We start from the raw sequence: 23,823 nt of genomic DNA on the forward strand, positions 1-23,823 counted from the left end.
TTGATCCTTTATTCGCTTTCCATCAATGCCTTAACTTGTTCACCGGTGCAACCAAAACGTCGCTCTCGATTAACAAACCAAGTCACTGCTTCGATTAAGCTGTTTTCATCGAACTCAGGCCAATAGATAGGCGTAAAGTACATTTCTGCGTACGCCATTTGCCAAAGCATAAAATTGCTAATGCGACATTCGCCGCTGGTTCGAATCATTAAATCAACTTCAGGTAAATCTGCCATCGTCAGGTGTTGGCTAATCAGATCTTCAGTGATCTCATCAGGCTGCAATTCACCGGCGGCAACCTTAGCTGAAATAGCTTTTGTTGCTTGCATGATATCCCACTTACCACCGTAATTCGCCGCGATATTAATGACCATACCACTGTTGGTTTCGGTCAAAGCCTCCGCTTGAGCAATTTTCTTTTGTAGGCGTTGACTAAATCGTGACGTTTCACCAATAACTCGCAGACGTAAGTTATTCTTATGCAGTTTCTTGACTTCGGTTGATAGTACGCTGATAAACAGCTCCATCAACACCCCAACTTCTTCTTCTGGTCGGCGCCAATTCTCGCTGCTAAAAGCAAACAGAGTCACCGCTTTAACACCCAGCTTCGCTGAAGTTGAAATGGTTTTGCGCACCGCAGCAACACCATTTTTATGACCAAAAACACGGGGTTTACCTTGTGCTTTTGCCCAACGGCCATTGCCATCCATAATGATTGCAATATGTTGTGGAAGTAATTCAGGGGAGAGTTGTGAATTTTGCATAAGACGTTGATTGGTAATCAGCAGGGGACAGAGAGTAGCATAAAAAAGCGCTGTACTGCGAGCACAGCGCTTTTAAAGCGAAAAGTTTGTGGATAAATCAGACTTCCATCAACTCTTTTTCTTTCGCAGCGAGAACGTCATCGACATGTTTAACCGCAGCGTCCGTTAGTTTTTGAATCTCTTCTTGACCTTTACGATCCTCATCTTCAGAGATTTCTTTGTCTTTTAGTAGTGCTTTAAGTTCACCGTTCGCATCACGACGGATGTTACGAATCGCAACACGACCGCCCTCTGCTTCACCACGGACAATTTTAACTAGGTCTTTACGACGCTCTTCCGTTAGTGGTGGCAGTGGTACGCGAATAACCGTGCCTGCTGACATTGGGTTTAGACCAAGATCTGACATCATGATCGCTTTTTCAACTTTTTGCGTCAGCTCTTTATCGAATACGGTGATAGCAAGAGTACGTGCATCTTCAGCAACAACGTTCGCAATTTGGTTTAGCGGTGTCGCTGCACCGTAGTACTCTACGTTGATACCAGCAAGTAGGCTTGGATGCGCACGTCCAGTACGAATTTTAGAAAGGTTGTTTTTTAGCGCTTCAACGCTTTTATCCATGCGCTCTTGAGCGTCTTTTTTGATTTCGTTAATCACAATATCACCTTAATGTGTAAATCTTTCTTGAAGAAAGCCTAACTTGGAGTCTTCAAAAGGCAATACCGCAGCAAAAATCTAGCCCATGCTGCGGCGATTGGAATTACTCTGCATCGCTGATTAGCGTGCCTTCTGCTTCACCCATTACCACGCGACGTAGTGCGCCTGGTTTATTCATATTGAATACACGAATTGGCATTTTGTGGTCACGAGCCAATGTAAATGCAGCCAAATCCATTACTTTCAGTTCTTTTTCAAGCACTGTTTCGTATGAAAGCTTATCATACAGTTCTGCGTCTGGGTTTGCTACAGGGTCTGCGCTAAATACGCCATCTACTTTTGTCGCTTTTAGAACTACGTCAGCTTCAATTTCGATACCGCGCAAACAAGCAGCAGAATCGGTCGTGAAAAATGGGTTACCAGTACCTGCAGAGAAGATCACCACGCGGCCTTGACGAAGTTCACGAATCGCATCGGCCCAATTGTAATCGTCACACACACCTTTTAATGGGATGGCAGACATTACTCGCGCATTGACATAAGCACGGTGCAGTGTATCGCGCATCGCTAGGCCATTCATTACTGTCGCCAGCATCCCCATGTGGTCACCAACAACGCGGTTCATACCCGCTTCTGCCAGACCTGCACCACGGAACAAGTTACCGCCACCGATAACAACACCGACCTGAACACCCAGTTCAACCAGTTCTTTTATTTCTTGGCCCATTCGGTCAAGGACCGCTGGATCGATACCAAAACCTTCCTCACCTTGGAGAGCTTCACCACTCAGTTTTAACAGAATACGTTGATATGCTGGTTTAGGGTTCGTAGTCATGGAGTTTACCTTCCAAAAGAGAGTTGTTGATTAACAGTCATGGATAAAGACTCTTACAGTCTGCATCCATCACCGCTAGACACTTCATCGTTAGTCATAAAAAGACCGCAGCCTTGGCTACGGTCTAAACTTTGTGCGTTTGCTCAGGATTAACCTTTTTGAGCTGCTGCTACTTCTTCAGCGAAACTCATGCCTTCCGCTTTTTCAATGCCTTCACCTACTTCTAGGCGAACGAATGTAACAACTGAAGCACCGCGTTCTTTTAGAATTTCACCAACAGTCTTCTTAGGTTCCATAACGAACGCTTGACCTGTTAGAGAAACTTCGCCAGTGAACTTCTTCATGCGGCCAACAACCATCTTCTCAGCGATTTCTGCAGGCTTGCCTTCGTTCATTGCGATTTCAACTTGAACCGCTTTCTCTTTTTCGACAACGTCAGCTGGTACATCTTCTGGGTTTACGTAATCTGGACGAGAAGCAGCAACGTGCATAGCAACGTGCTTAAGCGTTTCAGCATCACCTTCACCAGCAACAACAACACCGATTTTCTCACCGTGACGGTAAGATGCAATCGCTGCGCCTTCAACGTACTGTACGCGACGGATGTTGATGTTTTCACCAATCTTAGTCACAAGAGCAACACGCTCGTCTTCGAATTTAGCTTGTAGCTCTTCAGAAGTCGCTTTAGTTGCTAGTGCTTCAGCAGCAACTTTGTCTGCGAATGCAGTGAAGTTTGCGTCTTTAGCAACGAAGTCTGTTTGACAGTTCACTTCAAGAAGTACAGCAACGCCATTCTCTTCTTTGATGATGATTGCGCCTTCAGCAGCAACGTTACCTGCTTTCTTAGCAGCTTTAGCAGCGCCTGATTTACGCATGTTTTCGATTGCTAGTTCAACGTCGCCGTTAGTTTCAACTAGCGCTTTCTTACATTCCATCATGCCTGCGCCAGTGCGGTCGCGCAGTTCTTTAACTAGAGCAGCAGTAACAGCCATTCTCTATTCCTCAGTTGATTCAGAATTTGGTAAAAAACAGGGGCCAATAATGTCGGCCCCTGTTGATAACTATAACTTAGTTAATGCGACAACTAGATGGCACATAAACTAAGTGTGACTTGGAGCCAGCTATTATTCAGCTTCTACGAAACCGTCTTTTTCAGCCGCTACAGCAACGTCTTTATTACGACCTTCAGTTACCGCTTGAGCAGCAGCGTTAAGGTATAGCTGTACCGCACGGATCGCGTCGTCGTTACCTGGGATGATGTAGTCAACGCCGTCTGGGTTAGAGTTAGTATCTACCACAGCGTATACTGGGATACCTAGGTTGTTCGCTTCTTTAATCGCAATGTGTTCGTGATCAGCATCGATTACGAATAGAGCGTCTGGTAGGCCGCTCATATCTTTGATACCACCAAGAGATTTCTCTAGCTTCTCCATTTCGCGAGTACGCATTAGAGCTTCTTTCTTAGTTAGTTTATCAAAAGTACCGTCTTGAGCTTGAGCTTCAAGTTCTTTTAGACGCTTGATTGACTGACGAACTGTTTTGTAGTTTGTTAGCATGCCGCCCAACCAGCGGTTGTTAACATAGTACTGGTTGCTTGCGATAGCAGCTTCTTTAACAGCTTCAGATGCAGCGCGTTTAGTACCTACGAATAGAACCTTACCTTTCTTCTCGCCTACTTTAGCTAGTTCAGCTAGAGAGTCGTTGAACATTGGTACAGTTTTTTCTAGGTTGATGATATGAACTTTGTTACGAGCGCCAAAGATGAATGGCTTCATTTTTGGGTTCCAGTAACGAGTCTGGTGACCGAAGTGAACACCAGCTTTAAGCATATCGCGCATTGATACAGTTGCCATTTTAAAATCCTCTATTGGGGTTAGGCCTCCACATCCCCCATAACTCCGACTAGGCTTCTGCCTAGCACCCCGGAATATGTGACGGAATGTGTGTGATTTAAAGATATAAGTTAGTTGGAAGTAATCGGCTTCGCCAATAAAATAGAATTTCACTAGAGACAACAGACCACATTTCCGGCGCGCTTTATACCATATTTTGACCCACTATGGCTAGAAAAAAAACCGCAACTGAACGCTTTTGCCCCTTTTACGTACTAGGTGTCGATGAAGAATAATTCTCATTATGTCCTCTTCCTGTTAGAATGCGGCCATTCGTACCAAGAGGTATAAAGAGCTAAGTAGAGAAAGCCAATGTCAATCAAGATTAAAACAGCTGAAGAAATCGAACGTATGCGAACCGCGGGCGCGTTGGCCGCTGAAATCCTAGAAATGATCGAACCACACATCAAAGAGGGTGTGACGACAGATGAGCTAAACCAAATCTGTCACGATTACGGGATCGAAAAAGGCGCCTATTCGGCTCCGCTTGATTATCATGGATTTCCTAAATCTATCTGTACGTCGATTAACCATATTGTCTGTCACGGCATTCCAGCCCAGCAAGACGAAGTGGGAAGTAATGGTCAACTCAAACCTGCCGTATTGAAAAGTGGCGACATCATCAATGTCGACATTACGGTTATTATCCCCAATGAAGAAGGGGTCGACCTAAGCGTACGTCCAGAAGGCTACCACGGCGACACGTCTAAGATGTTCTTGGTCGGTGATGTTTCAGCTGCAGATAAACGTCTGTGCATGGTGACTCAAGAGGCGCTTTACGTAGGAATGCGTAAAGTCAAACCTGGGGCAACCGTTGGCGACATTGGCAGTGCGATTGAAAAATACATCAAAGAGAACAACAAAAAGAACCCACGTAACAAGTTCTCGATTGTAAAAGATTTCTGTGGCCATGGTATTGGCAATGAATTCCATGAAGAACCGCAAATCGTTCACTACAAAAACAGCGATCGCCGTGTATTGAAAGAAGGCATGTGTTTCACCATTGAGCCAATGATCAACGCGGGTAAGTTTGGGGTTACGGTCGATGCAGAAGATGACTGGACGGTCTACACCGGTGACGGTAAAAAATCTGCGCAATACGAGCACACTATCGTTGTGACTCGTGATGGCTGTGAGGTACTGACACTACGCAGCGATGACACCATTCCACGCCTAATGAATAACGCCTAATCATCTAAACATTCCATATCCTCGCTCTGGCGGGGATATTTTTTATCGGTCGACCAAGTGCACGACAGTAAAACAACCACAAAATGGGTTTAGCTATTTAGCTTGGTAACGCACTTTGATAGATTAGTTCGCAACAGGACTATTTTGCATGGATTCGCTGTATGCCTTTACAATCACCACTGACACTCTCAGATCAACAAATCGTTATTAGTGAACTGAAACAACAATTGGAAAAGTTTGCTGACGTTCAAAAGCAAGAGTTTCTCGCTCACCATCCCGTCACCGATTTGGTGCTCGGACGCGCTGAATATATCGATTTACTCCTCAATCGCCTATGGCAACATTTTGGTTTTTCCTCACAGCCTAACCTCAGTTTGGTCGCCGTGGGTGGTTATGGCCGAGGAGAGTTGCACCCTCTTTCGGATATCGACATTTTAATCGTCTCACGCCAAGGCCTGCCAGAGTCATTAGCCAGTAAAGTCAGTGAATTCATCACCCTATTGTGGGATCTGCGACTTGAAGTCGGTCATGCAGTGCGCAGCGTTGAAGAGTGTGCTGCAATTGGCAGAGACGATTTAACCGTCGCAACCAACTTGCAAGAATCGCGCTTACTCTGCGGTTGTGAAGAGACCTTTCATCAGCTCCAAATGGTGATTCATTCCGAATCCTTTTGGCCAAGTGAAGTGTTCTACAAAGCCAAAGTCCAAGAGCAACGCAACCGTCATGCGCGCTATCACGACACCACTTATAACCTTGAGCCCGACATCAAATCGACGCCAGGAGGTCTGCGTGACATCCATACCTTAAGTTGGGTGGCTCGACGCCACTTTGGTGCGACCTCTCTATTCGAAATGAGCCATTATGGTTTTTTAACCGATGCCGAATACCGTGAATTGGTCGAATGCCAAGACTTCTTATGGCGGGTGCGTTTCGCACTGCATATCGAACTTAAACGCTACGACAACCGCCTGACGTTTGCCCATCAAGCGCAAGTGGCAGAGAGCCTAGGCTATGTCGGCGAAGGCAACCGCGCCGTTGAGATGATGATGAAGGAGTTCTACCGCACGCTGCGCCGCGTGGCTGAGCTCAATAAAATGCTGCTCAAGTTGTTTGACCAAGCAATATTAGATAATGGCGTGGAAGCGAAGCCTGAAATTCTCAGTGATGATTTCCTTCGTCGCGGTCATCTGATTGAAGCGCGTAAGCCAGCACTGTTTCAGGCTCGTCCAGAAACCATCTTGGATATGTTTTTGCACATTGCCAATGACTCAAGTATTGAAGGGGTTGCGCCACCGACCATGCGCCAACTGCGCACCGCTCGACGACGTTTAAACAAGTTCTTACACACCATTCCAGCAGCGCGGGAGAAGTTTCTCGACCTTTGTCGTCACCCAAATGCGCTGCATAAAGCGTTTGGTTTGATGCACAAACTCGGCGTATTAGCTGCTTACTTGCCTCAATGGAGCCAAATTGTTGGCCAAATGCAGTTCGACTTATTTCATGTTTATACCGTTGACGAACACAGTGTCCGTTTACTGAAACACATCAATACATTCGGCTACGCCAGCAATCACGATAAACACCCAATTTGCTGCGAAATCTACCCGCGCTTACAGAAAAAAGAGTTATTGATCATCGCGGCAATCTTCCACGATATCGGCAAAGGGCGCGGCGGCGATCACTCCGTCATTGGCGAAAGTGAAGCGTATGACTTTTGTCTTGAGCACGGATTATCAAAACCTGAGGCGAAATTGGTCTCTTGGCTAGTGCGCCATCACCTTTTGATGTCCGTGACCGCCCAGCGACGCGATATCTATGATCCTGAAGTGATCACCGAATTTGCCAAACAAGTTCGCGATGAAGAGTATCTTGAATACTTGGTCTGCCTAACCGTGGCGGATATTTGTGCCACCAACCCAGAGCTATGGAACAGTTGGAAGCGCACCCTGCTCGCCGAGTTGTTTTATTCAACCCAGCGGGCACTGCGTCGAGGATTAGAGAACCCGGTCGATGTGCGCGATCGCATTCGTCATAACCAGCAACTGGCTTCAGCCCAACTGCGTAAAGAAGGCTTTAATGCCCGCGAGATTGAGGTGTTGTGGCAACGTTTTAAAGCCGACTACTTCTTGCGACATACCCACAAACAGATCGCCTGGCACTGTAGCAATCTACTGCGCCATCAAGATCACGCGCAACCATTGGTACTCATTTCCAAGAAAGCGACCCGTGGCGGCACGGAAGTGTTTGTCTACAGCAAAGATCAACCCGCGCTGTTTGCGTCCGTGGTTGCCGAGCTCGACCGCCGTAACTTAAACGTTCACGATGCACAGGTCATGACTAGCAAAGACGGTTATGTACTCGATACCTTTATGGTGCTCGATCAACATGGTGAAGTCATTGATGAAAGTCGCCACAAAGCCGTGATCAAACATCTCACACATGTATTAGAAGATGGCCGACCAACCAAAATTAAAACGCGCCGTATTCCGCGAAATTTGCAACATTTCAAGGTAAAGACCAAAGTCGACTTCCTGCCGACTAAGAGTAAGAAACGTACCTTACTTGAGTTCGTCGCCCTTGATACACCCGGTTTACTGGCAACGGTTGGCGCCACCTTTGCTCAGCTCAATATCCACTTGCATGCAGCAAAGATTACTACCATTGGTGAACGTGCCGAAGATTTGTTCATTATCACCAGTCAAAATGGCGGCAAGCTAACGGAAGAGGAACAGCTCGAGCTGTGCGAAAAACTGATAAAAAACGTTGCGGAACTAGCACCTTAGGCGATCAAGAGCACAAGTTATTAACTTGCTTGAAAAAGCACTGTCTACCACGATCATAGACTGCTACATTAATAATTGATTGGTCATTCTCTGGCCGGTTTGGCCAGAGAATATTACTACAACACAATAGAGGTAGCCTATGTATCCACACCTCACAGGTTTAGGTATTCACGATCCTAAACAAATTGAGCGCTATTCCCTTCGTCAAGAAGCGCACAAGGATGTGTTAAAGATTTATTTTCACAAACAAAAAGGTGAGTTGTTTGCGAAAAGCGTCAAATTCAAATATCCCCGCCAGATTAAGAATGTTCTCGTCGATAGCGGCAGTCATCAATACAAAGAGATCACGGAAATAAACCGCAATCTTACCCTAGTGATCGACGAACTGAACAAGCTCACTAAACCAGAAAAACCAACAGAAACAGACGTCAAACAGAAAATCCTCTCTGATTTACGTCATTTAGAAAAAGTGGTCTCGAGCAAAATTGCTGAAATTGAATCAGATTTAGCGAAACTTAAATAGAAGCGAAACAACGATTAAGGGTTGACGTAATAGCGTCAACCCTTTTTATTTGCGTCGATTACGTTGGTCATTAAAGGTTAAAGCCAACCTGCGTATTGTCCGACGAAATAAAGCACTATGCCCGCCATCACGCCAGCAACAATATCATCGATCATAATACCTAGGCCACCGTGGACGCGCTTATCAAGCCAACCAATCGGCCACGGTTTCACCATATCGAAAAAACGGAACAAGACAAATCCCGTCACTAACCACTTCCAATCGATCGGATTCAAATTGAATAATGGCACCACTAGCATCGTAATCCAAAAACCAGCAAATTCGTCCCACACGATGCTACCGTGATCGTGTACGCCCATATCATCCGAGGTAACCTGACATATCTTAATGCCGAACAGTGATGCAACCACCACTGCCACCAGATACCAAGAGAGCGGCAGTTGAACTAACAGTAAATAGAAAGGGATTGCGGCTAACGTGCCCATCGTGCCCGGAATAATCGGTGACAATCCACTACCAAAGCCAGTCGCGAGTAGATGCCAGGGATTTTTTAATGAGATGAGTGATAATGGATTTGTCATAATGAGCTACTGCTGAGTAAAGTGATCATAACCGCTTAAAGACCAATCTATCGCTTGACCTTTATTATGCAGTTCAAAAGTACCTGATGGGCGAATTTGTCCAATGCAAGTCGCCTTGACGCCACAGTGCGCCAACGCACTTTCGATGGAGCCTTTGTTCTGCTCTGGGAGTGTAAAGCAAAGCTCATACTCTTCCCCGCTGGTTAATGCGTATTGTTGCGCTTTGGTCATGCAACCTAAAAACTGAACCAACTCATTAGAAACAGGAAGTGTGCTAACGTCAAGGCTTACTCCAACCTCAGAGCGCTTAGCGATATGCTTAATGTCGGAAATCAGGCCGTCCGAGATATCAATCGCTGAACTAGCCAGATTAAGCAATGCTTGTCCGGCCAATACTCTTGGGGTTGATAAATAATGACGTTGTTCAAGCTCTGCGGCAAACGGTGTACTGCGGCGTTGGGGGTCCAAGATGACATCTAACCCTGCTTTACTGTCACCGAGGTTGCCCGTGACATAGACCCAATCGCCAACGCGAGCACCATCTCGACGCAGCGCTTTGTCCGCATCAACCAAACCTTGTACGGTTAGCGTCACGCTCAGCGGCCCTTTGGTGGTGTCTCCACCAATCAGCTGAATACCGTAATAGTCCGCCAATTCAAAGAACGCCTCGCAAAATGGTGCTAGCCAAGTTTCATCGGGTGTCGGCATTGTTAAGGCAAGTGATACCCAAGCTGGCGTTGCGCCCATCGCAGCAAGATCACTGATGTTGGAGCATAGGGCTTTGTGCGCGACCCAAGCCGGATTCGCTTCACTAAGAAAATGGGTACCAGCGACCAAAGTGTCGGTACTAATGGCGACAGAGAGATTGTCAGGCACCTTAACTAAGGCGCAATCATCACCGGCGGCAAGCAAGACATCTTTGCGCTGTTTTTGCCGACCCACAAAGTATTTTTCTATCAGATTAAATTCACCAGGCATAGCGTGACCATTTACAACTTGTACCAACTTGTCTGTCGAGGTTGGTATTAAAATACACTAGACATAAAAAAGGTCAGCGATTGCTGACCTTTTATAATCTTGGACGATTATTTTTTACGTACGTGCGGTGCGGCTTTATCTAGCACACCGTTGATAAACTTGTGGCTATCTTCTGCAGCGAAGACTTTAGCAAGTTCAATCGCTTCGTTGATGACCACTTTATAAGGGACATCTTCGCGACGTGTCATTTCATACATAGCAAGACGCAACAGAGCAAGCTCCATCATGTCCAAATCTTGCATTGGACGCGCAGTGTATGGACGAATTTTACAATCTAGCTCTGTGTGACTTAGCACAACACCTGTTAGTAGGTCACGGAAGTATGCAACATCTGTGTCTGGAGCAGAAAGTGCAGGTTCTTGAGCATGATGTTCTTCTTCATCATACTTACCACCTGACAAAAATTGCTCTTCAATCGTAGCAACATTTTCTTTAGTAATTTGCCAAGAGTAGATCGCTTGCAAAGCGAATCGACGTGCATTACGACGTGCGGCTGGTTTCACACTGGCCCCCATTAGGAATCGATTTCTGAAAGAACGTTAATCATCTCAAGTGCGCTTAGTGCAGCCTCTGCACCTTTATTACCAGCCTTGGTTCCCGCGCGCTCAATAGCTTGATCAATAGTATCAACAGTCAGTACACCGAACGCAACTGGAAGGCTGTATTCCAGAGACACTTGTGCAAGACCTTTATTACATTCACTACAAACATAGTCAAAGTGTGGTGTTCCGCCACGAATTACCGTACCAAGCGAAACAATCGCATCGTATTTAGCGGTTTTCGCGACACGTTGAGCAACAAGAGGTAACTCAACTGCACCAGGGCAGCGAACTACGGTAATGTTGTCTTCGCTAACTTGACCATGGCGTTTTAAAGTATCGATTGCACCAGACAATAGACTTTCGTTAATAAAACTGTTGAAACGAGAAATAACGATAGCAATTTTTGCGTTTGGCGCTGGGAAGCCACCCTCGATCACTTTCATAAGCCTTCCTTTAACTATATTCATCAAGTGAGAATCGCCGGATTCTAGCACAATTCTGTGAGCAATATCTAATGGAAATTTAGCATTACTCACCGTGTTAACAACAGAGCGAAAACCGAAAGGGCAAATGATGGTGACCTTTGCCCTCAGATACGATTAAGCCGAAACGATCAGTCGCTCACATATTCCACCACATTGAGGCCAAAACCGCCCAACGCATGATATTTTTTGCTCGCTGACGAGAGTAAGCGCATATCGTGGACACCAAGATCGGCCAGAATCTGCGAGCCAACACCAACGCGGCGTGATGTTCCCTGCTTCTTGGCTAACGTCGGCGCTTGACCTTTATCTTGTGCTTCAAACATTTTCACGCGGTGAATCAACAGTTCGCTTGACTCTTCATTGCCCAAAATCACCAAGACCCCCCCTTCACTGCCAATACGTTGCATTGCTTTGTCCAGTGTCCAACTGCGCTCTGCGTTGCGATCGCTATGGAGTAGATCGGTAAACGTATCTTGCAAGTGAACGCGTACCAATGGCGCTTCTTTACTCAGCTCGCCTTTACACAACGCATAGTGAATTTGGTTATCGATGATGTCGCGATAAGTCACTAAGTTGAAGTCACCAAACTCGGTCGGTAAATGACACTCAGCAACGCGCTCAATCGTGGTTTCGGTATTATTGCGGTACTCGATAAGATCAGCAATCGTACCGAGCTTAATACTGTGCTTTTCAGCAAAGATTTCGAGATCTGGACGACGCGCCATGGTGCCATCATCGTTAAGAATTTCGACAATAACGCCGGCCGGTTCAAAACCCGCCAAACGCGCCAAATCACAGCCAGCTTCGGTATGACCAGCACGGGTTAATACGCCACCCTCTTGCGCCGCTAAAGGAAAGATGTGACCTGGCTGCACAAGATCGGCAGCCTTGGCATCTTTGGCGACAGCCGCCTGAACAGTGCGCGCACGATCGGCCGCTGAAATCCCGGTGGTGACGCCTTCGGCCGCTTCAATTGAAACGGTAAAATTAGTGGTGTACTGCGCATTGTTATCTTGCACCATTGGCGGCAAACCAAGGCGCTCACAACGCTCTTTAGTCATTGTCAGACAGATCAAGCCACGACCATGCATCGCCATAAAGTTGATCGCTTCCGGTGTAACGTGCTCGGCAGCCATGATCAAATCGCCTTCGTTCTCTCGGTCTTCGTCATCCATTAAGATAACCATTTTACCCAAACGAATATCTTCAATAATTTCTTGTGGCGTACTAATTGGCATAATTGTCTTCCTATTCTTGGCGTCTGCGGCGAATCGAGTCGGTTAGATAATCGCTAACCTAAGCAAATCCATTTTGTTGTAAGAATTCCATGGTGATGTTTGATTGTGGCTGCTCTGACTGGCTGGTCAGTAGGCGTTCCATATAACGCGCCAACACATCGACCTCTAGATTGACCTTACGGCCAACATGAAAATCAGCGATGGTTGTTTCGTCTCCGGTGTGCGGAACAATCGTCAATTTTAACGCGTTTTTACGCAGTGCATTAACCGTCAGGCTAATACCGTCCACCGTTATTGATCCTTTTTCCGCGACATATTTACTGATTTCGGCGGGCATCGCGACCCAAAATTCTATCGCTCGACCAACGCTATTGCGCTCAACGATTTCACCCACACCATCGACGTGACCAGACACGATATGTCCGCCAAATCGAGTGGTTGGCAACATGGCTTTTTCTAAGTTGACGCTATCCCCCACTTGATAGTGAGCAAAGCCCGTTTTTTGCAACGTTTCTAACGACAAATCTGCACTGTAATGGCTGTCGCTATAGTCAACCACGGTCAAACAGACACCATTAGTGGCAATGCTGTCTCCTAGTTTTACGTCGGACATATCCAGCTTACCGACCTCAACCGTGACACTTATATCTTCGCCTTTTGGCGTAATGGCTGCCAGCGTACCAACAGCTTCAATAATACCTGTAAACATAGTTACGATTCTTTTTGGCTAATAGTGGCGATAATGCGGATATCTTTACCCACTTGTCGAATATCTTTAATATCGAGATCAATCACTTGCTCCATCGCCTCTAAACCAAGTGCACCGAGTAAGCCTCGGCCATCACTGCCCATGATTTTGGGTGCCAAGTAAAGCACCAGTTCATCGACTAAATCAGCAGTAATTAAGCTACTTGCCAGAGTTGCACCAGCCTCAACCCAAAGGTGATTGATGTTGTGTTGAGTGGCAAGCGTGGAAAACAGAGCGTTAAGATCAATACGTTGATCGTTATTCAATGGCGCAAAAATGTCACCTTGTGGAGCAACAATCACGCGCTCACCTGGAGTGTGAAACAGTTTTAACGCGGATGTCAGTCTATTTTGACGATCTAAGATCACACGCTTAGGTTGACGCACATCGGTAGGATTATATTGTGCTTGCACATATTTGGGCAGTTCACTCCAACGCACGTTAAGCGAGGCGTCATCGTCAATGACCGTTTGGCTCGTTGATAAAATGGCGCCGCTGCGCGCACGAAAAGCTTGGACATCTTTGCGCGCTTCAGCCCCCGTTATCCATTGGCTTTGACCGTTGGCTAGTGCGGTCTGCCCATCAAGACTTGCCGCCATTTTTAGTTGTACAAACGGCATCTCGGTTTGCATACGTTTGATAAACGCAGGATTCAGTGCCCGAGCCTGATCTTCAAGTAGCCCAACTTCAACCTCAATTCCGGCATCACGCAACATTTGAATGCCGCGCCCAGCAACTTGGGGGTTGGGATCTTGCATCGCACATACCACTTTCGCCACGCGCGCTTTGATCAACCCTTCGGCACAAGGTGGGGTTCGTCCATAGTGAGAGCAAGGTTCTAATGTTACATACGCCGTTGCGCCGATCGATTGATCCGCCGCCATGCGCAATGCATGCACTTCAGCATGAGGTTCACCCGCACGAAAGTGGCAGCCTTCACCGACAATGTCACTATTTTTGGCAATCACACACCCTACATTAGGGTTTGGCGCCGTGGTGTAGATGCCGCCTTTCGCCAGCTCAATAGCCCGCGACATCATCTGATAATCTGTAGCAGTAAAGGTTGCCATTACGCTGTCCAATTAATCTTCTAGTCTTGCGATTTCTTCGCCAAATTCACGAATATCTTCAAAACTACGGTAAACCGAAGCAAAACGAATGTACGCCACTTTATCGAGCTCTTTGAGTTGATCCATAACTAAGTTACCTATCATTTCGCTCGACACTTCACGTTCACCCGTCGCACGAAGCTGTGATTTGATCATGCTGATCGCCACATCAACCGCATCGGCGCTGACCGGGCGTTTCTCTAACGCTCGCTGCAGACCACCAACCATTTTATCTTCATTGAAAGGCTCTCGGTTGCCATTGGATTTAATCACTCTTGGCATTACCAATTCCGCGGTTTCAAATGTCGTAAAGCGCTCGCTGCACGCTAAACATTGCCGACGACGGCGGACCTGATGGCCGTCGGCAACCAAACGCGAGTCGATCACTTTGGTGTCGTTTTCAGAACAAAAAGGACAATGCATATCACCTCCAAAACTATGTCGGATAGTTTACCGGATTAACTAAAGCTAAGAAAAGCAAAAGGGGCTAGATAGCCCCCTTTTCAATCAATGTTTAACCAGATCTGTTAACTACGCGGCAAGTAGTTTGCTTTACCGACCCATTTGTAGCTAGTGAGCTCTTCAAGCCCCATTGGTCCACGTGCATGCAGTTTCTGGGTTGATACCGCAACTTCAGCGCCGAGGCCAAACTGAGCACCGTCGGTAAAACGGGTTGATGCATTGACATACACCGCGGCAGAACCCGCTGAGTTAATAAATAACTCGGCATTTTCTAAGCTATCGGTCATGATCGCATCTGAGTGACTGGCGTTGTGTACGCGCATGTGGTCAATGGCTTCTTTCACATCCGCAACCACCTTGACGCCTAAAGTGTAAGCGAGCCATTCGGTATCAAAGTCACCGTCTCCCGCTTGACGAAGTTGTGTTGCTGCTGACATCAGCGCTTGCGCTTTTGGTTCAGCCACGAAGCTAACTTTATCATTCATACGCTCAACGATAAGCGATAAAAACTCGGCGGCCACTTTCTCATGCACTAGCAGTGTATCTAGCGAGTTACATGCCGAAGGACGCTGCACTTTGGCGTTTTCTACCACATCGAGTGATTTCTCTAGATTTGCGCTGTCATCGACAAAGATGTGGCTGATACCAAACCCACCAATAATCACAGGAATAGTACTGTTTTCTTTGCACATTTTGTGCAGGCCTGCGCCACCTCGTGGAATGATCATGTCAACATAATCGTCCAACTTAAGCAGTTGAGAAACCAGTTCACGATCTGGCTTTTCAATGTATTGCACCGACGCGGCAGGTAACTCCGCTTTTGCCAACGCGGATTGAATCACTTTGACCAATTCCATATTGGAGAAAAAGGTCTCTTTACCACCACGGAGAATACTCGCGTTACCGGTTTTTAGACACAAAGCAGCAATATCAATGGTGACATTTGGCCGCGCTTCATAAATCACTCCAACCACGCCAAGCGGCACTCGGCGACGTGAAAGAGACATACCATTTTCAAGCACTTTGCTGTCAAGCTCACTGCCCACCGGGTCATTAAGGCTAATAACATTACGCACATCATTGGCAATGCCCGTTAAGCGCGATTTATTGAGCAGCAGTCGATCTAACAGGGCATCAGTTAAACCTGCTTTGCGACCATTCTCAATGTCTTTGGCGTTAGCCGCCAAAATTGTCTCGGCATTAGCTTCAAGTTCATCGGCAATAATGGCCAGTGCTTGGTTCTTTTGCGCCGTTGATGCCGTTGCTAGTTGGAAAGCCGCTTCTTTCGCTGCTTTACCCATAGAAATCAATTGCATGTATATTGTCCTTTATTCCTGAATTACGACCATATCATCACGATGCAGCACTTGATTGCCGTAGTCATAACCTAATATTCCAATAATATCTTTACTGTGTTTACCGACGATTCTGGCCATGTCATGACTTGAATAGCTCGCAATACCACGAGCGATCAGCTTGCCGTGGCGATTAGTGACTCGCACCACATCCCCGCGGGCGAATTGACCACCAACGTGAATAACGCCTTTTGCTAGCAAGCTACTGCCTTTAGCGACAACGGCATTGACCGCACCATCGTCGATCATGATGTCTCCCGATGCCGCTGGCCCCGCAAGAATCCAGCGCTTACGATTTTCAAGCGCTTCTTCGCACGGTAGAAAACGAGTGCCTTGTGGACTGTCGCTAAGAGAATCAAACACCACATTCGGCGCGCTGCCTGCGGCAATAATCACTTCGATCCCCGCACGACGTGCGATGTCTGCCGCTTGCAACTTAGTCGCCATTCCGCCCGTACCCAGCGTAGTACCACTGCCACCAGCAATTTTACGCAGAGTGTCGTCAATGGTTTTGACTTCTTTGATCAGCTCAGCATTAGGGTCTTTACGTGGGTCGGCGGTAAATAAGCCTTTTTGATCGGTCAGCAGCAGCAGTTTGTCTGCACCACACAAAATACCGACTAATGCGGATAAGTTATCGTTGTCACCCACTTTGATTTCACTGGTTGCCACCGCATCGTTTTCATTGACGATCGGGATGATGCCGTTGCCAACCAAAGCATTAATGGTATCTCGCGCATTAAGGAAACGTTCACGATCTTCAAGATCAGCACGCGTTAGCAACATTTGGCCAATTTTGAGTCCATAAATCGCAAACAAGGATTCCCATGCTTGAATCAACTGGCTTTGGCCAACGGCCGCCAATAACTGTTTGCTTGCCATAGAGTTGGGCAATGCGGGGTAGTCGAGGTGCTCTCGGCCTGCCGCAATTGCGCCAGACGAAACCATCACCACAGAGTGACCTTGCTTTTTCAGTTCTGCACACTGGCGAACCAACTCAACCATGTGAGCTCGGTCTAATGCTAAAGTGCCACCAGTTAAAACACTCGTACCGAGTTTAACGACCACGGTCTGTAACTGTGGTGCTTTTCCGCTTTTTTGATTCATTGCCTTTCTACTATGAAAAATTAAAAATCGTCACGATCTTATTTGCCACACATTGGCGCCAAAGATTGATTAGACCTGATGTTTTAGCAATCAACTGACAAATTCACAAGTAGAAAAGGCGCTAAAAAGCGCCTTTTTGGGGAATTACAACTATAAGCTGAAAAATCTAGACGAATTCAACCGATTCTTCATGCATGACCACCGCAATATCAAATTCTTTTTTCAAGGTATCTATCAGCTTTTGGTGGAACACTTCTTGAGTACGAGTCACATCGGCGAGTGCTTTTTTGGGTAAGGCTTTGTCTTTCCAGTCTCCCGTCACATCATACAGGCCAGAACGGTAACGAGCTTCAAAACCTTGCTCGTTAGCGGTTAATTCTAACCACCAGCCCCAAAACTCACGTTGTTCGGGTGATTTTTTATCATTAACGCACACCGATAAACAATCGAAAAGGTAGTCGCCTTCTTGGCTTTGTGATTCGCGTAAATAAGGACCAATGGCCCTTAATGTTGATAACAAACGGTAATGGGTAGGACTTTTGATCTGCTCAGACATAATGAATCTCCATATTCATTGACTTATTGTTATACGCAACCCAGGACCTGATAGTTTGGGTAGTACGTTTAAATAAGTGTCATCTAAATTAGCAGAAATGTCATCTCATTAGCTCATCTTCCAACCACTTTATCGCTAAATCGAGGGATTGCTCATACCCTTGTGTAATTGTTTTTGCACTGATTTTCTTCGCTTTACCATAATCACTAAACAACGCGACCATTTGGTTATCACTAAATGGCGAGATGGGATCATTCTCTAAACTCATGGCCAGAATCGGCACACGAGTTTTACGATTAGATAAAATCCCCTGAACTTTTAATGACCAAGCCATCAATTGACCAGCCAAGCTATGAATATCAACCACCGATTTTCCCAACCGAGATGCTAAGACATCAAGATACATTTTGGGCATCTGTTTGAGCTTTTCTGGCGACGACAACACATCATGGATAGGTGCACCTAATGACACACATGCTTTGATTTTGTCCGGGTCCATAAATGAGAGGCGCACCATGGCATTGCCGCCAAAACGAAAGCCAATCAGGCCGACTTTATGGTGGTCAACCCAAGGAATGTTATACAGTTCATTTAGCACAGCCTGGTGCAAGCGCGACGTATCTTCCGTTAGATTCCAATGAACATTATGCCCGATTGATGGCATGTCGACGGTCAGCATCGCGATATCTTTTTTCGCCAAATGGTCGCGAAACAGACTCCACAAGTCAGTTTGCAAACTATCTAGCCCCGCCGTTACGATCACCACAGGTTGAGGTTTATCGGTTTTGGTCAGATGCAGGTGCGCCACAATGTGTTTTTTCTGGTAAGGGATCTCTAGACGTTTAATGGTGTACTTGGTTTTTTTTGCCGCTTCACTATAAGCGCTACTGGCCAATACTTGCGCTTGAGTAGCCAAGTTATCATTTTTTAAATGTGGATAGCCCGCGATACTAAAACAAAGTGATGCGTTGAACATTTCATCAGCGGCCTGTTCGCCTTTAAATTCATTCGAACGCTTTTGATGTAACATGCCCAGCTTGGTCCATTCATAGGTCCAGTTTCCACTGTGATAGCCCATCACTGTATCGAGCCACTGCTCATTGGTGCGAGAGTGTTTTGAGGCAGCAATCTTTGCCAATACTGATTCAATCTCTATCGGATCAAGCCCCTGCCATGCCCACTGCATACGACGCAAGTTGCGATACCATCGGTAGCCATCTTGCTGCTGTTTTTGCTCTAAAAACGTCTGACTAGTGGGCATATATTGAGTCAAAGCAGAGGTCTCTTTCGCCTGCTTATGTTTAACAAACAGAGTTTCAGAGAGATTTTTGCTTACTTCCTCGGACATGGATACGACCTAAATAATGGGGTTTGATAAATAGTAATAAAAAAAATGACCCAATAAAGGGTCATTTATCAAGAAATCGTTGCTTTGTTGCTCAATCAATTACTTTTGTTTGCGATTAATTGGCTCAACGTACTGAATTGACATATCCCACGGCTGCTCAATCCACGTATCTTGTGCGATATCGACAACATAATCATCGAGTAACTCCATACCTGCAGGCTTAGCACAAACGGCAATCAGTTTCGCTTTAGGGTACATTTCGCGCAATTTTCGTGCTGTGTCACCGCTGTCGACTAGGTCTTCAACGATAAGAAAACCTTCACCATCGCCCTCTGGTGCTTTCACTACCGTCATATCACGCTGATGATCATGATCGTAGCTTGAGATACAAATCGTATCGACATGACGAATGCCGAGTTCACGCGCAAGAATGGCACCAGGAACGAGACCGCCACGGCTCACAGCCCAAATACCTTTCCATTGTTCTGCTGGCATCTGTTTCTCTGCCAATTCACGACAAAATGCGTGCATTTGATCCCAAGTGATAATGAATTTCTTAGCCATTGTAATAACCTAATAATTGATAAAGTCTGCAACCCCAAAATAACGCCAATACACACTGACGATTGCCTAAAGCAAGTGAGGGGAAAAGCTACGCAAACGATTATTTTAACGCAGCCGCTCTACAATACCAATGGCGAATTTATTTGGGATAAAAAATATCGCCATAACCATCACATGATTATGGCGATAGTGCTCGCGAATAAGATTCGGCGTCACTACACAGCGGCGTTACGCCACCAAGTATTTAATGATGAATACTGCCGAGAGTACCCAAACACTGATCGACACCTGACGACCTTTACCGCTTAGCAGTTTGATTGCTGCGTAAGAGATAAAGCCAAGCGCAATACCTTCCGCAATCGAGTAAGTCAGTGGCATCAGTAAACAAGTGACCACGACAGGAGCCGCTTCTGTTAAGTCGCGCCAATCAATACTCACTAGGCCTGACATCATCAAAATGGCGACGTAGAACAGTGCACCAGCAGTAGCATAAGCTGGAATCATTCCTGCCAATGGCGAGAAGAATAGTGCCAATAGGAATAGCACACCCACCACAACCGCAGTCAGGCCTGTGCGCCCTCCAGCAGCAACACCGGCAGTAGATTCTACATATGAAGTCGTACTTGAAGTACCTAACATAGCTCCGACAGATGTGGCGGTAGAGTCAGCCAGCAGCGCTTTACTCAAACGAGGTAATTTGCCGTCTTCTTTAATCAAATCTGCTTTTGTTGCAACACCAACTAAAGTGCCAGCCGTATCAAACAGGTCGACAAATAGGAAAGCAAATACGACAGAAATCATACCCACTTCAAACACATCTGCGATGTTCATTTGCATCAAGGTTGGAGCAATACTTGGTGGCGTCGACATCACACCACCCCATTGAACATCACCCAGCATCAAACCTAGCGCTGTGATGATCAAAATAGCAATCATCACGCCACCACGTACGCCTCGGTATACTAGACCAATGGTAAGGAAAAAGCCCAATGCCGCCAAGGCTGGTTGAAGACCTGTAATATGCCCAAGGCCAACCAATGTTGCTGGGTTATCCACCACAATACCTGAGTTTTGCAAGCCGATAAACGCAAGGAAAAGACCAATACCGGCCGAGATCCCCGTACGTAATGACATCGGGATTGAGTTAATGATCCATTCGCGAACCTTAAAGACACTCAACGCCATAAAGAGCAGGCCTGAGACAAACACCGCACCCAGTGCGACTTGCCAAGTGTGTCCCATTCCTAGCACCACTCCGTAGGTGAAGAAGGCATTTAGCCCCATACCAGGTGCCAGTGCAATTGGGTAGTTAGCAACAAATCCCATGATGAAACAGCCAATCGCTGCAGCAAGACAGGTGGCGACAAATACCGAACCTTTGTCCATTCCAGTGTCTGCCAGCATCGCAGGGTTAACAAAGATGATATAAGCCATCGTCAGGAAGGTGGTAATACCTGCGATGATCTCAGTTTTGACGTTGGTGCCGTGTTCACTGAGCTTGAACAGTTTTTCGAACATGATCAAATCCTAAAGGGTAAAAAGTAAACGGTTGCGTAATCGATTGGCACGAATTATAAAGTCATCAAATAGTAAATTCCAGATAGAATTATGACTCTAATCAATATTTCTATTTATAAATGAACCTTTCAAACACATAACTGCGTGATATAAATCTCATTTTTGTTTATGTTTCAGCAAGTAAAGGTGTAATTGAAGTAACTATTCAAATGATGTTTTTTTGCACTATGTTTTAAACTTTCAGCGCTGTTAACGCTCGTTCAATCAAGGCTGATAGGTGCTTATACGAATATTATTCGCACAATAAAGCCAGTTTGGAGAAACTAGCAGTAAACTGAGGGGGGGTATATCGAGATAAAAAAACGCCACTCAATTTGAGTGGCGGTTGAATCATGTCAGCAAATAAACGCTGTAAATAAATTCCAATAATAGGGGTTGAACAAAACTGTTCGAGACAAGCTTATGGGTTAGTAACCGAAGCTTGTTGGGTAAGTAAAGCTGCTGGTATAAACAGAGCTGTTTAACCAAAATGCTGCACTTGGTAAACCTTTCATAACTATCACCTTCTAAATCAATTAAAACAGATTAAATACATTGATTTCTCGGTTCCCTGGAGGCGACAAATCGGACTCATCCTTTGAGCATTTTTTCTTCGCTATCGAAGTTGGTTACTAATATACCTCATGGAAATTTTATTACAACCATTAAAGTGATGAAGATCACAAAAAGTTCATAAACAGACTCAAACCAGACCTTTTATGTAATTTAATTACAAGAATATCAATTATTCATTGACCGTTTCGACACGACTTACGCCTATTAACCGGATTGGCTCATGATGTGATTATCGGTTCTGTGATAATGACTCGAGATTTACTCAGTGCTTTTACTACACCCAACTCGCGGTGAATGCTATTCTGCTCTTCTCTCATCAATAGGCCATCTGCGGGTTTTTGTTCTATTTATAGACAACATTACCTCGTCATGATCTGGCATTATTATTTTTAAGGAGTCATCCGTGTCTGAATTCCATTCTGAAATTAGCAACTTATCACCCGCTTCATTATGGCAGTTTTTCGATAAGATCTGTTCTATTCCACACCCTTCAAAGCATGAAGAAGCGTTAGCGCAATACATCGTCAACTGGGCAACCGAGCAAAATCTTGACGTTCGTCGAGATCCCACTGGCAACGTGTTTATCAAAAAGCCAGCCACGCCAGGAATGGAAAATAAGAAAGCTGTCGTACTTCAAGCCCATATCGATATGGTGCCACAGAAGAACGAAGACACCGACCATGACTTCGTTAAAGACCCAATCCAACCCTATATTGATGGTGAATGGGTAACGGCAAAAGGCACCACACTTGGGGCAGATAACGGCATTGGCATGGCATCTTGTCTTGCAGTTCTGGCATCGAAAGAGATCAAACATGGCCCTATCGAAGTGTTGTTGACCATTGATGAAGAAGCTGGCATGACTGGCGCTTTTGGTCTTGAGGCCGGTTGGCTAGACGGTGATATTCTGCTTAACACTGACTCAGAGCAAGAAGGCGAAGTCTACATGGGCTGTGCTGGTGGTATTGATGGGAAAATGTCCTTTACAATCACACGTGAGCCATTACCTGCAGGCTTTGTGACTCGTCAGCTGATCCTTAAAGGTTTGAAAGGCGGCCACTCAGGTTGTGATATCCATACCGGTCGCGGTAATGCCAACAAATTAGTCGCACGATTTTTAGCAGGCCATGCTCAAGAGCTCGATCTGCGCTTGATCGAATTCCGAGGTGGCAGTCTACGAAACGCCATCCCACGAGAAGCCTTTGTGACGGTTGCCGTCCCTGCACAAAACGAAGCTAAGCTGGCAGAACTCTTTGAGTTCTATACTTCGCTACTCAAATCGGAGCTTGGCAAGGTAGAGACGGACATTGTCTCTTTCAACCAAGCGCTTGAGAGCGATGATCAGGTGATTTCTATCGCGGATCAGCAACGCTTTATCGCCGCAATGAATGCCTGCCCTAACGGCGTCATTCGCATGAGTGATGAAATCGAAGGTGTCGTAGAAACGTCTTTGAATGTTGGTGTGATCACTACAGACAAGGATACGATCAACGTACTTTGCCTTGTTCGCTCATTGATTGACTCTGGTCGCCAACAAGTCGAAGGAATGCTGACTTCAGTGGCTGAACTTGCTGGCGCACAAATCGAGTTCTCGGGCGCATACCCTGGTTGGAAGCCTGATGCAGACTCGGAAATCATGGCCATTTTTCGTGATATGTATCAAGGCATCTATGGACACAAACCTAACATCATGGTCATCCATGCTGGTCTTGAATGTGGCCTATTTAAAGAGCCCTACCCAACGATGGATATGGTGTCGTTTGGCCCAACTATCAAGTTTCCTCATTCTCCGGATGAAAAAGTAAAAATTGATACTGTGTCTCTTTTCTGGGATCAGATGGTTGCCCTGCTTGAAGCCATCCCTGAAAAAGCTTAATTCACCGTTAACTTTGACTTAGAAAATCTTATCAATAA

The 23,823-nt window shown here is 46.0% G+C and carries 24 protein-coding genes; 4 read left to right on the forward strand and 20 right to left on the reverse strand.

Annotated elements, in window-relative coordinates:
- Positions 1 to 8: 8 nt before the first annotated feature.
- The 5 genes from BS19_RS06050 to rpsB all read right to left on the reverse strand — a co-directional run bounded on the left by BS19_RS06050 (position 9) and on the right by rpsB (position 4,107).
- Positions 9 to 764: an undecaprenyl pyrophosphate synthase gene (locus BS19_RS06050; protein WP_038174018.1), complete on the reverse strand. Its 756-nt coding sequence runs from the start codon at positions 762 to 764 to the stop codon at positions 9 to 11.
- 97 nt (positions 765 to 861) lie between these two features.
- The gene (gene frr, locus BS19_RS06055; protein ID WP_038174019.1) at positions 862 to 1,419 is read right to left on the reverse strand and encodes a ribosome recycling factor; all 558 of its coding nucleotides are present in this window, start codon (positions 1,417 to 1,419) and stop codon (positions 862 to 864) included.
- A gap of 103 nt (positions 1,420 to 1,522) precedes the next feature.
- The gene (pyrH, locus tag BS19_RS06060; protein ID WP_038174020.1) at positions 1,523 to 2,254 is read right to left on the reverse strand and encodes a UMP kinase; all 732 of its coding nucleotides are present in this window, start codon (positions 2,252 to 2,254) and stop codon (positions 1,523 to 1,525) included.
- Positions 2,255 to 2,403: 149 nt separating this feature from the next.
- Positions 2,404 to 3,246, reverse strand: coding sequence for a translation elongation factor Ts (gene tsf / locus BS19_RS06065; RefSeq protein ID WP_038174021.1), 843 nt, complete (start codon positions 3,244 to 3,246; stop codon positions 2,404 to 2,406).
- Positions 3,247 to 3,378: 132 nt separating this feature from the next.
- Positions 3,379 to 4,107 (reverse strand): 30S ribosomal protein S2, encoded by a 729-nt coding sequence (gene rpsB / locus BS19_RS06070; RefSeq protein ID WP_038174022.1) that lies wholly within the window; start codon positions 4,105 to 4,107, stop codon positions 3,379 to 3,381.
- Between the two features lie 351 nt (positions 4,108 to 4,458).
- Here rpsB and map point away from each other — a divergent pair, with 351 nt between their 5' ends.
- The 3 genes from map (at position 4,459) to BS19_RS06085 (ending at position 8,643) form a co-directional block, all read left to right on the forward strand.
- Positions 4,459 to 5,337, forward strand: coding sequence for a type I methionyl aminopeptidase (gene map / locus BS19_RS06075; RefSeq protein WP_038174024.1), 879 nt, complete (start codon positions 4,459 to 4,461; stop codon positions 5,335 to 5,337).
- 161 nt (positions 5,338 to 5,498) lie between these two features.
- Positions 5,499 to 8,120: a bifunctional uridylyltransferase/uridylyl-removing protein GlnD gene (gene glnD / locus BS19_RS06080; protein ID WP_038174025.1), complete on the forward strand. Its 2,622-nt coding sequence runs from the start codon at positions 5,499 to 5,501 to the stop codon at positions 8,118 to 8,120.
- 139 nt (positions 8,121 to 8,259) lie between these two features.
- Positions 8,260 to 8,643, forward strand: a complete 384-nt coding sequence (locus tag BS19_RS06085; RefSeq protein WP_038174026.1) for a DUF3461 family protein — start codon at positions 8,260 to 8,262, stop codon at positions 8,641 to 8,643.
- 77 nt (positions 8,644 to 8,720) lie between these two features.
- Here the strand turns inward: BS19_RS06085 and pgpA are convergent, their stop codons facing one another.
- The 15 genes from pgpA to vcdP form a co-directional block, all read right to left on the reverse strand.
- The gene (pgpA, locus tag BS19_RS06090) at positions 8,721 to 9,224 is read right to left on the reverse strand and encodes a phosphatidylglycerophosphatase A (RefSeq protein WP_038174028.1); all 504 of its coding nucleotides are present in this window, start codon (positions 9,222 to 9,224) and stop codon (positions 8,721 to 8,723) included.
- A gap of 6 nt (positions 9,225 to 9,230) precedes the next feature.
- Positions 9,231 to 10,202: a thiamine-phosphate kinase gene (gene thiL, locus BS19_RS06095; protein WP_038174029.1), complete on the reverse strand. Its 972-nt coding sequence runs from the start codon at positions 10,200 to 10,202 to the stop codon at positions 9,231 to 9,233.
- A 107-nt stretch (positions 10,203 to 10,309) separates the two neighbouring features.
- Positions 10,310 to 10,777 (reverse strand): transcription antitermination factor NusB, encoded by a 468-nt coding sequence (nusB, locus tag BS19_RS06100; protein WP_038174030.1) that lies wholly within the window; start codon positions 10,775 to 10,777, stop codon positions 10,310 to 10,312.
- A complete protein-coding gene (gene ribH, locus BS19_RS06105; protein ID WP_038174031.1) occupies positions 10,777 to 11,247 on the reverse strand; it encodes a 6,7-dimethyl-8-ribityllumazine synthase in 471 nt (156 codons plus the stop codon). The genes nusB and ribH overlap by 1 nt, the downstream gene beginning before the upstream one ends.
- A 170-nt stretch (positions 11,248 to 11,417) precedes the next feature.
- Positions 11,418 to 12,527: a bifunctional 3,4-dihydroxy-2-butanone-4-phosphate synthase/GTP cyclohydrolase II gene (ribBA, locus tag BS19_RS06110; RefSeq protein ID WP_038174032.1), complete on the reverse strand. Its 1,110-nt coding sequence runs from the start codon at positions 12,525 to 12,527 to the stop codon at positions 11,418 to 11,420.
- Between the two features lie 58 nt (positions 12,528 to 12,585).
- A complete protein-coding gene (locus BS19_RS06115) occupies positions 12,586 to 13,236 on the reverse strand; it encodes a riboflavin synthase (protein WP_038174033.1) in 651 nt (216 codons plus the stop codon).
- Between the two features lie 2 nt (positions 13,237 to 13,238).
- Entirely contained in the window at positions 13,239 to 14,345 is a 1,107-nt protein-coding gene (gene ribD, locus BS19_RS06120) for a bifunctional diaminohydroxyphosphoribosylaminopyrimidine deaminase/5-amino-6-(5-phosphoribosylamino)uracil reductase RibD (protein WP_038174034.1), read from the reverse strand.
- 12 nt (positions 14,346 to 14,357) lie between these two features.
- Positions 14,358 to 14,807, reverse strand: coding sequence for a transcriptional regulator NrdR (gene nrdR, locus BS19_RS06125; RefSeq protein WP_038174036.1), 450 nt, complete (start codon positions 14,805 to 14,807; stop codon positions 14,358 to 14,360).
- A 104-nt stretch (positions 14,808 to 14,911) separates the two neighbouring features.
- The gene (locus BS19_RS06130) at positions 14,912 to 16,162 is read right to left on the reverse strand and encodes a glutamate-5-semialdehyde dehydrogenase (protein ID WP_038174037.1); all 1,251 of its coding nucleotides are present in this window, start codon (positions 16,160 to 16,162) and stop codon (positions 14,912 to 14,914) included.
- A 12-nt stretch (positions 16,163 to 16,174) separates the two neighbouring features.
- The gene (gene proB / locus BS19_RS06135; protein ID WP_038174038.1) at positions 16,175 to 17,308 is read right to left on the reverse strand and encodes a glutamate 5-kinase; all 1,134 of its coding nucleotides are present in this window, start codon (positions 17,306 to 17,308) and stop codon (positions 16,175 to 16,177) included.
- Positions 17,309 to 17,474: 166 nt separating this feature from the next.
- Positions 17,475 to 17,864 carry a sigma factor-binding protein Crl gene (crl, locus tag BS19_RS06140; RefSeq protein WP_038174039.1) on the reverse strand — a complete coding sequence of 130 codons (390 nt, stop codon included), beginning with the start codon at positions 17,862 to 17,864 and terminating at the stop codon, positions 17,475 to 17,477.
- 100 nt (positions 17,865 to 17,964) lie between these two features.
- Positions 17,965 to 19,212: an esterase FrsA gene (gene frsA / locus BS19_RS06145; protein WP_038174040.1), complete on the reverse strand. Its 1,248-nt coding sequence runs from the start codon at positions 19,210 to 19,212 to the stop codon at positions 17,965 to 17,967.
- A gap of 99 nt (positions 19,213 to 19,311) precedes the next feature.
- The gene (gene gpt / locus BS19_RS06150) at positions 19,312 to 19,776 is read right to left on the reverse strand and encodes a xanthine phosphoribosyltransferase (protein WP_038174041.1); all 465 of its coding nucleotides are present in this window, start codon (positions 19,774 to 19,776) and stop codon (positions 19,312 to 19,314) included.
- Between the two features lie 228 nt (positions 19,777 to 20,004).
- Complete coding sequence (locus BS19_RS06155; RefSeq protein WP_038174042.1) at positions 20,005 to 21,294, reverse strand: NCS2 family permease; 1,290 nt, start codon at positions 21,292 to 21,294, stop codon at positions 20,005 to 20,007.
- Between the two features lie 467 nt (positions 21,295 to 21,761).
- On the reverse strand, positions 21,762 to 21,848 hold the full coding sequence (vcdP, locus tag BS19_RS20780) for a small protein VcdP (RefSeq protein WP_483855390.1): 87 nt from the start codon (positions 21,846 to 21,848) through the stop codon (positions 21,762 to 21,764).
- Positions 21,849 to 22,312: 464 nt separating this feature from the next.
- Here vcdP and BS19_RS06160 point away from each other — a divergent pair, with 464 nt between their 5' ends.
- Positions 22,313 to 23,785, forward strand: coding sequence for an aminoacyl-histidine dipeptidase (locus BS19_RS06160; protein WP_038174043.1), 1,473 nt, complete (start codon positions 22,313 to 22,315; stop codon positions 23,783 to 23,785).
- The last annotated feature ends 38 nt before the right edge of the window (positions 23,786 to 23,823 follow it).

It is taken from the genome of Vibrio pacinii DSM 19139, from assembly GCF_000711795.1.
GTDB lineage: Bacteria > Pseudomonadota > Gammaproteobacteria > Enterobacterales > Vibrionaceae > Vibrio > Vibrio pacinii.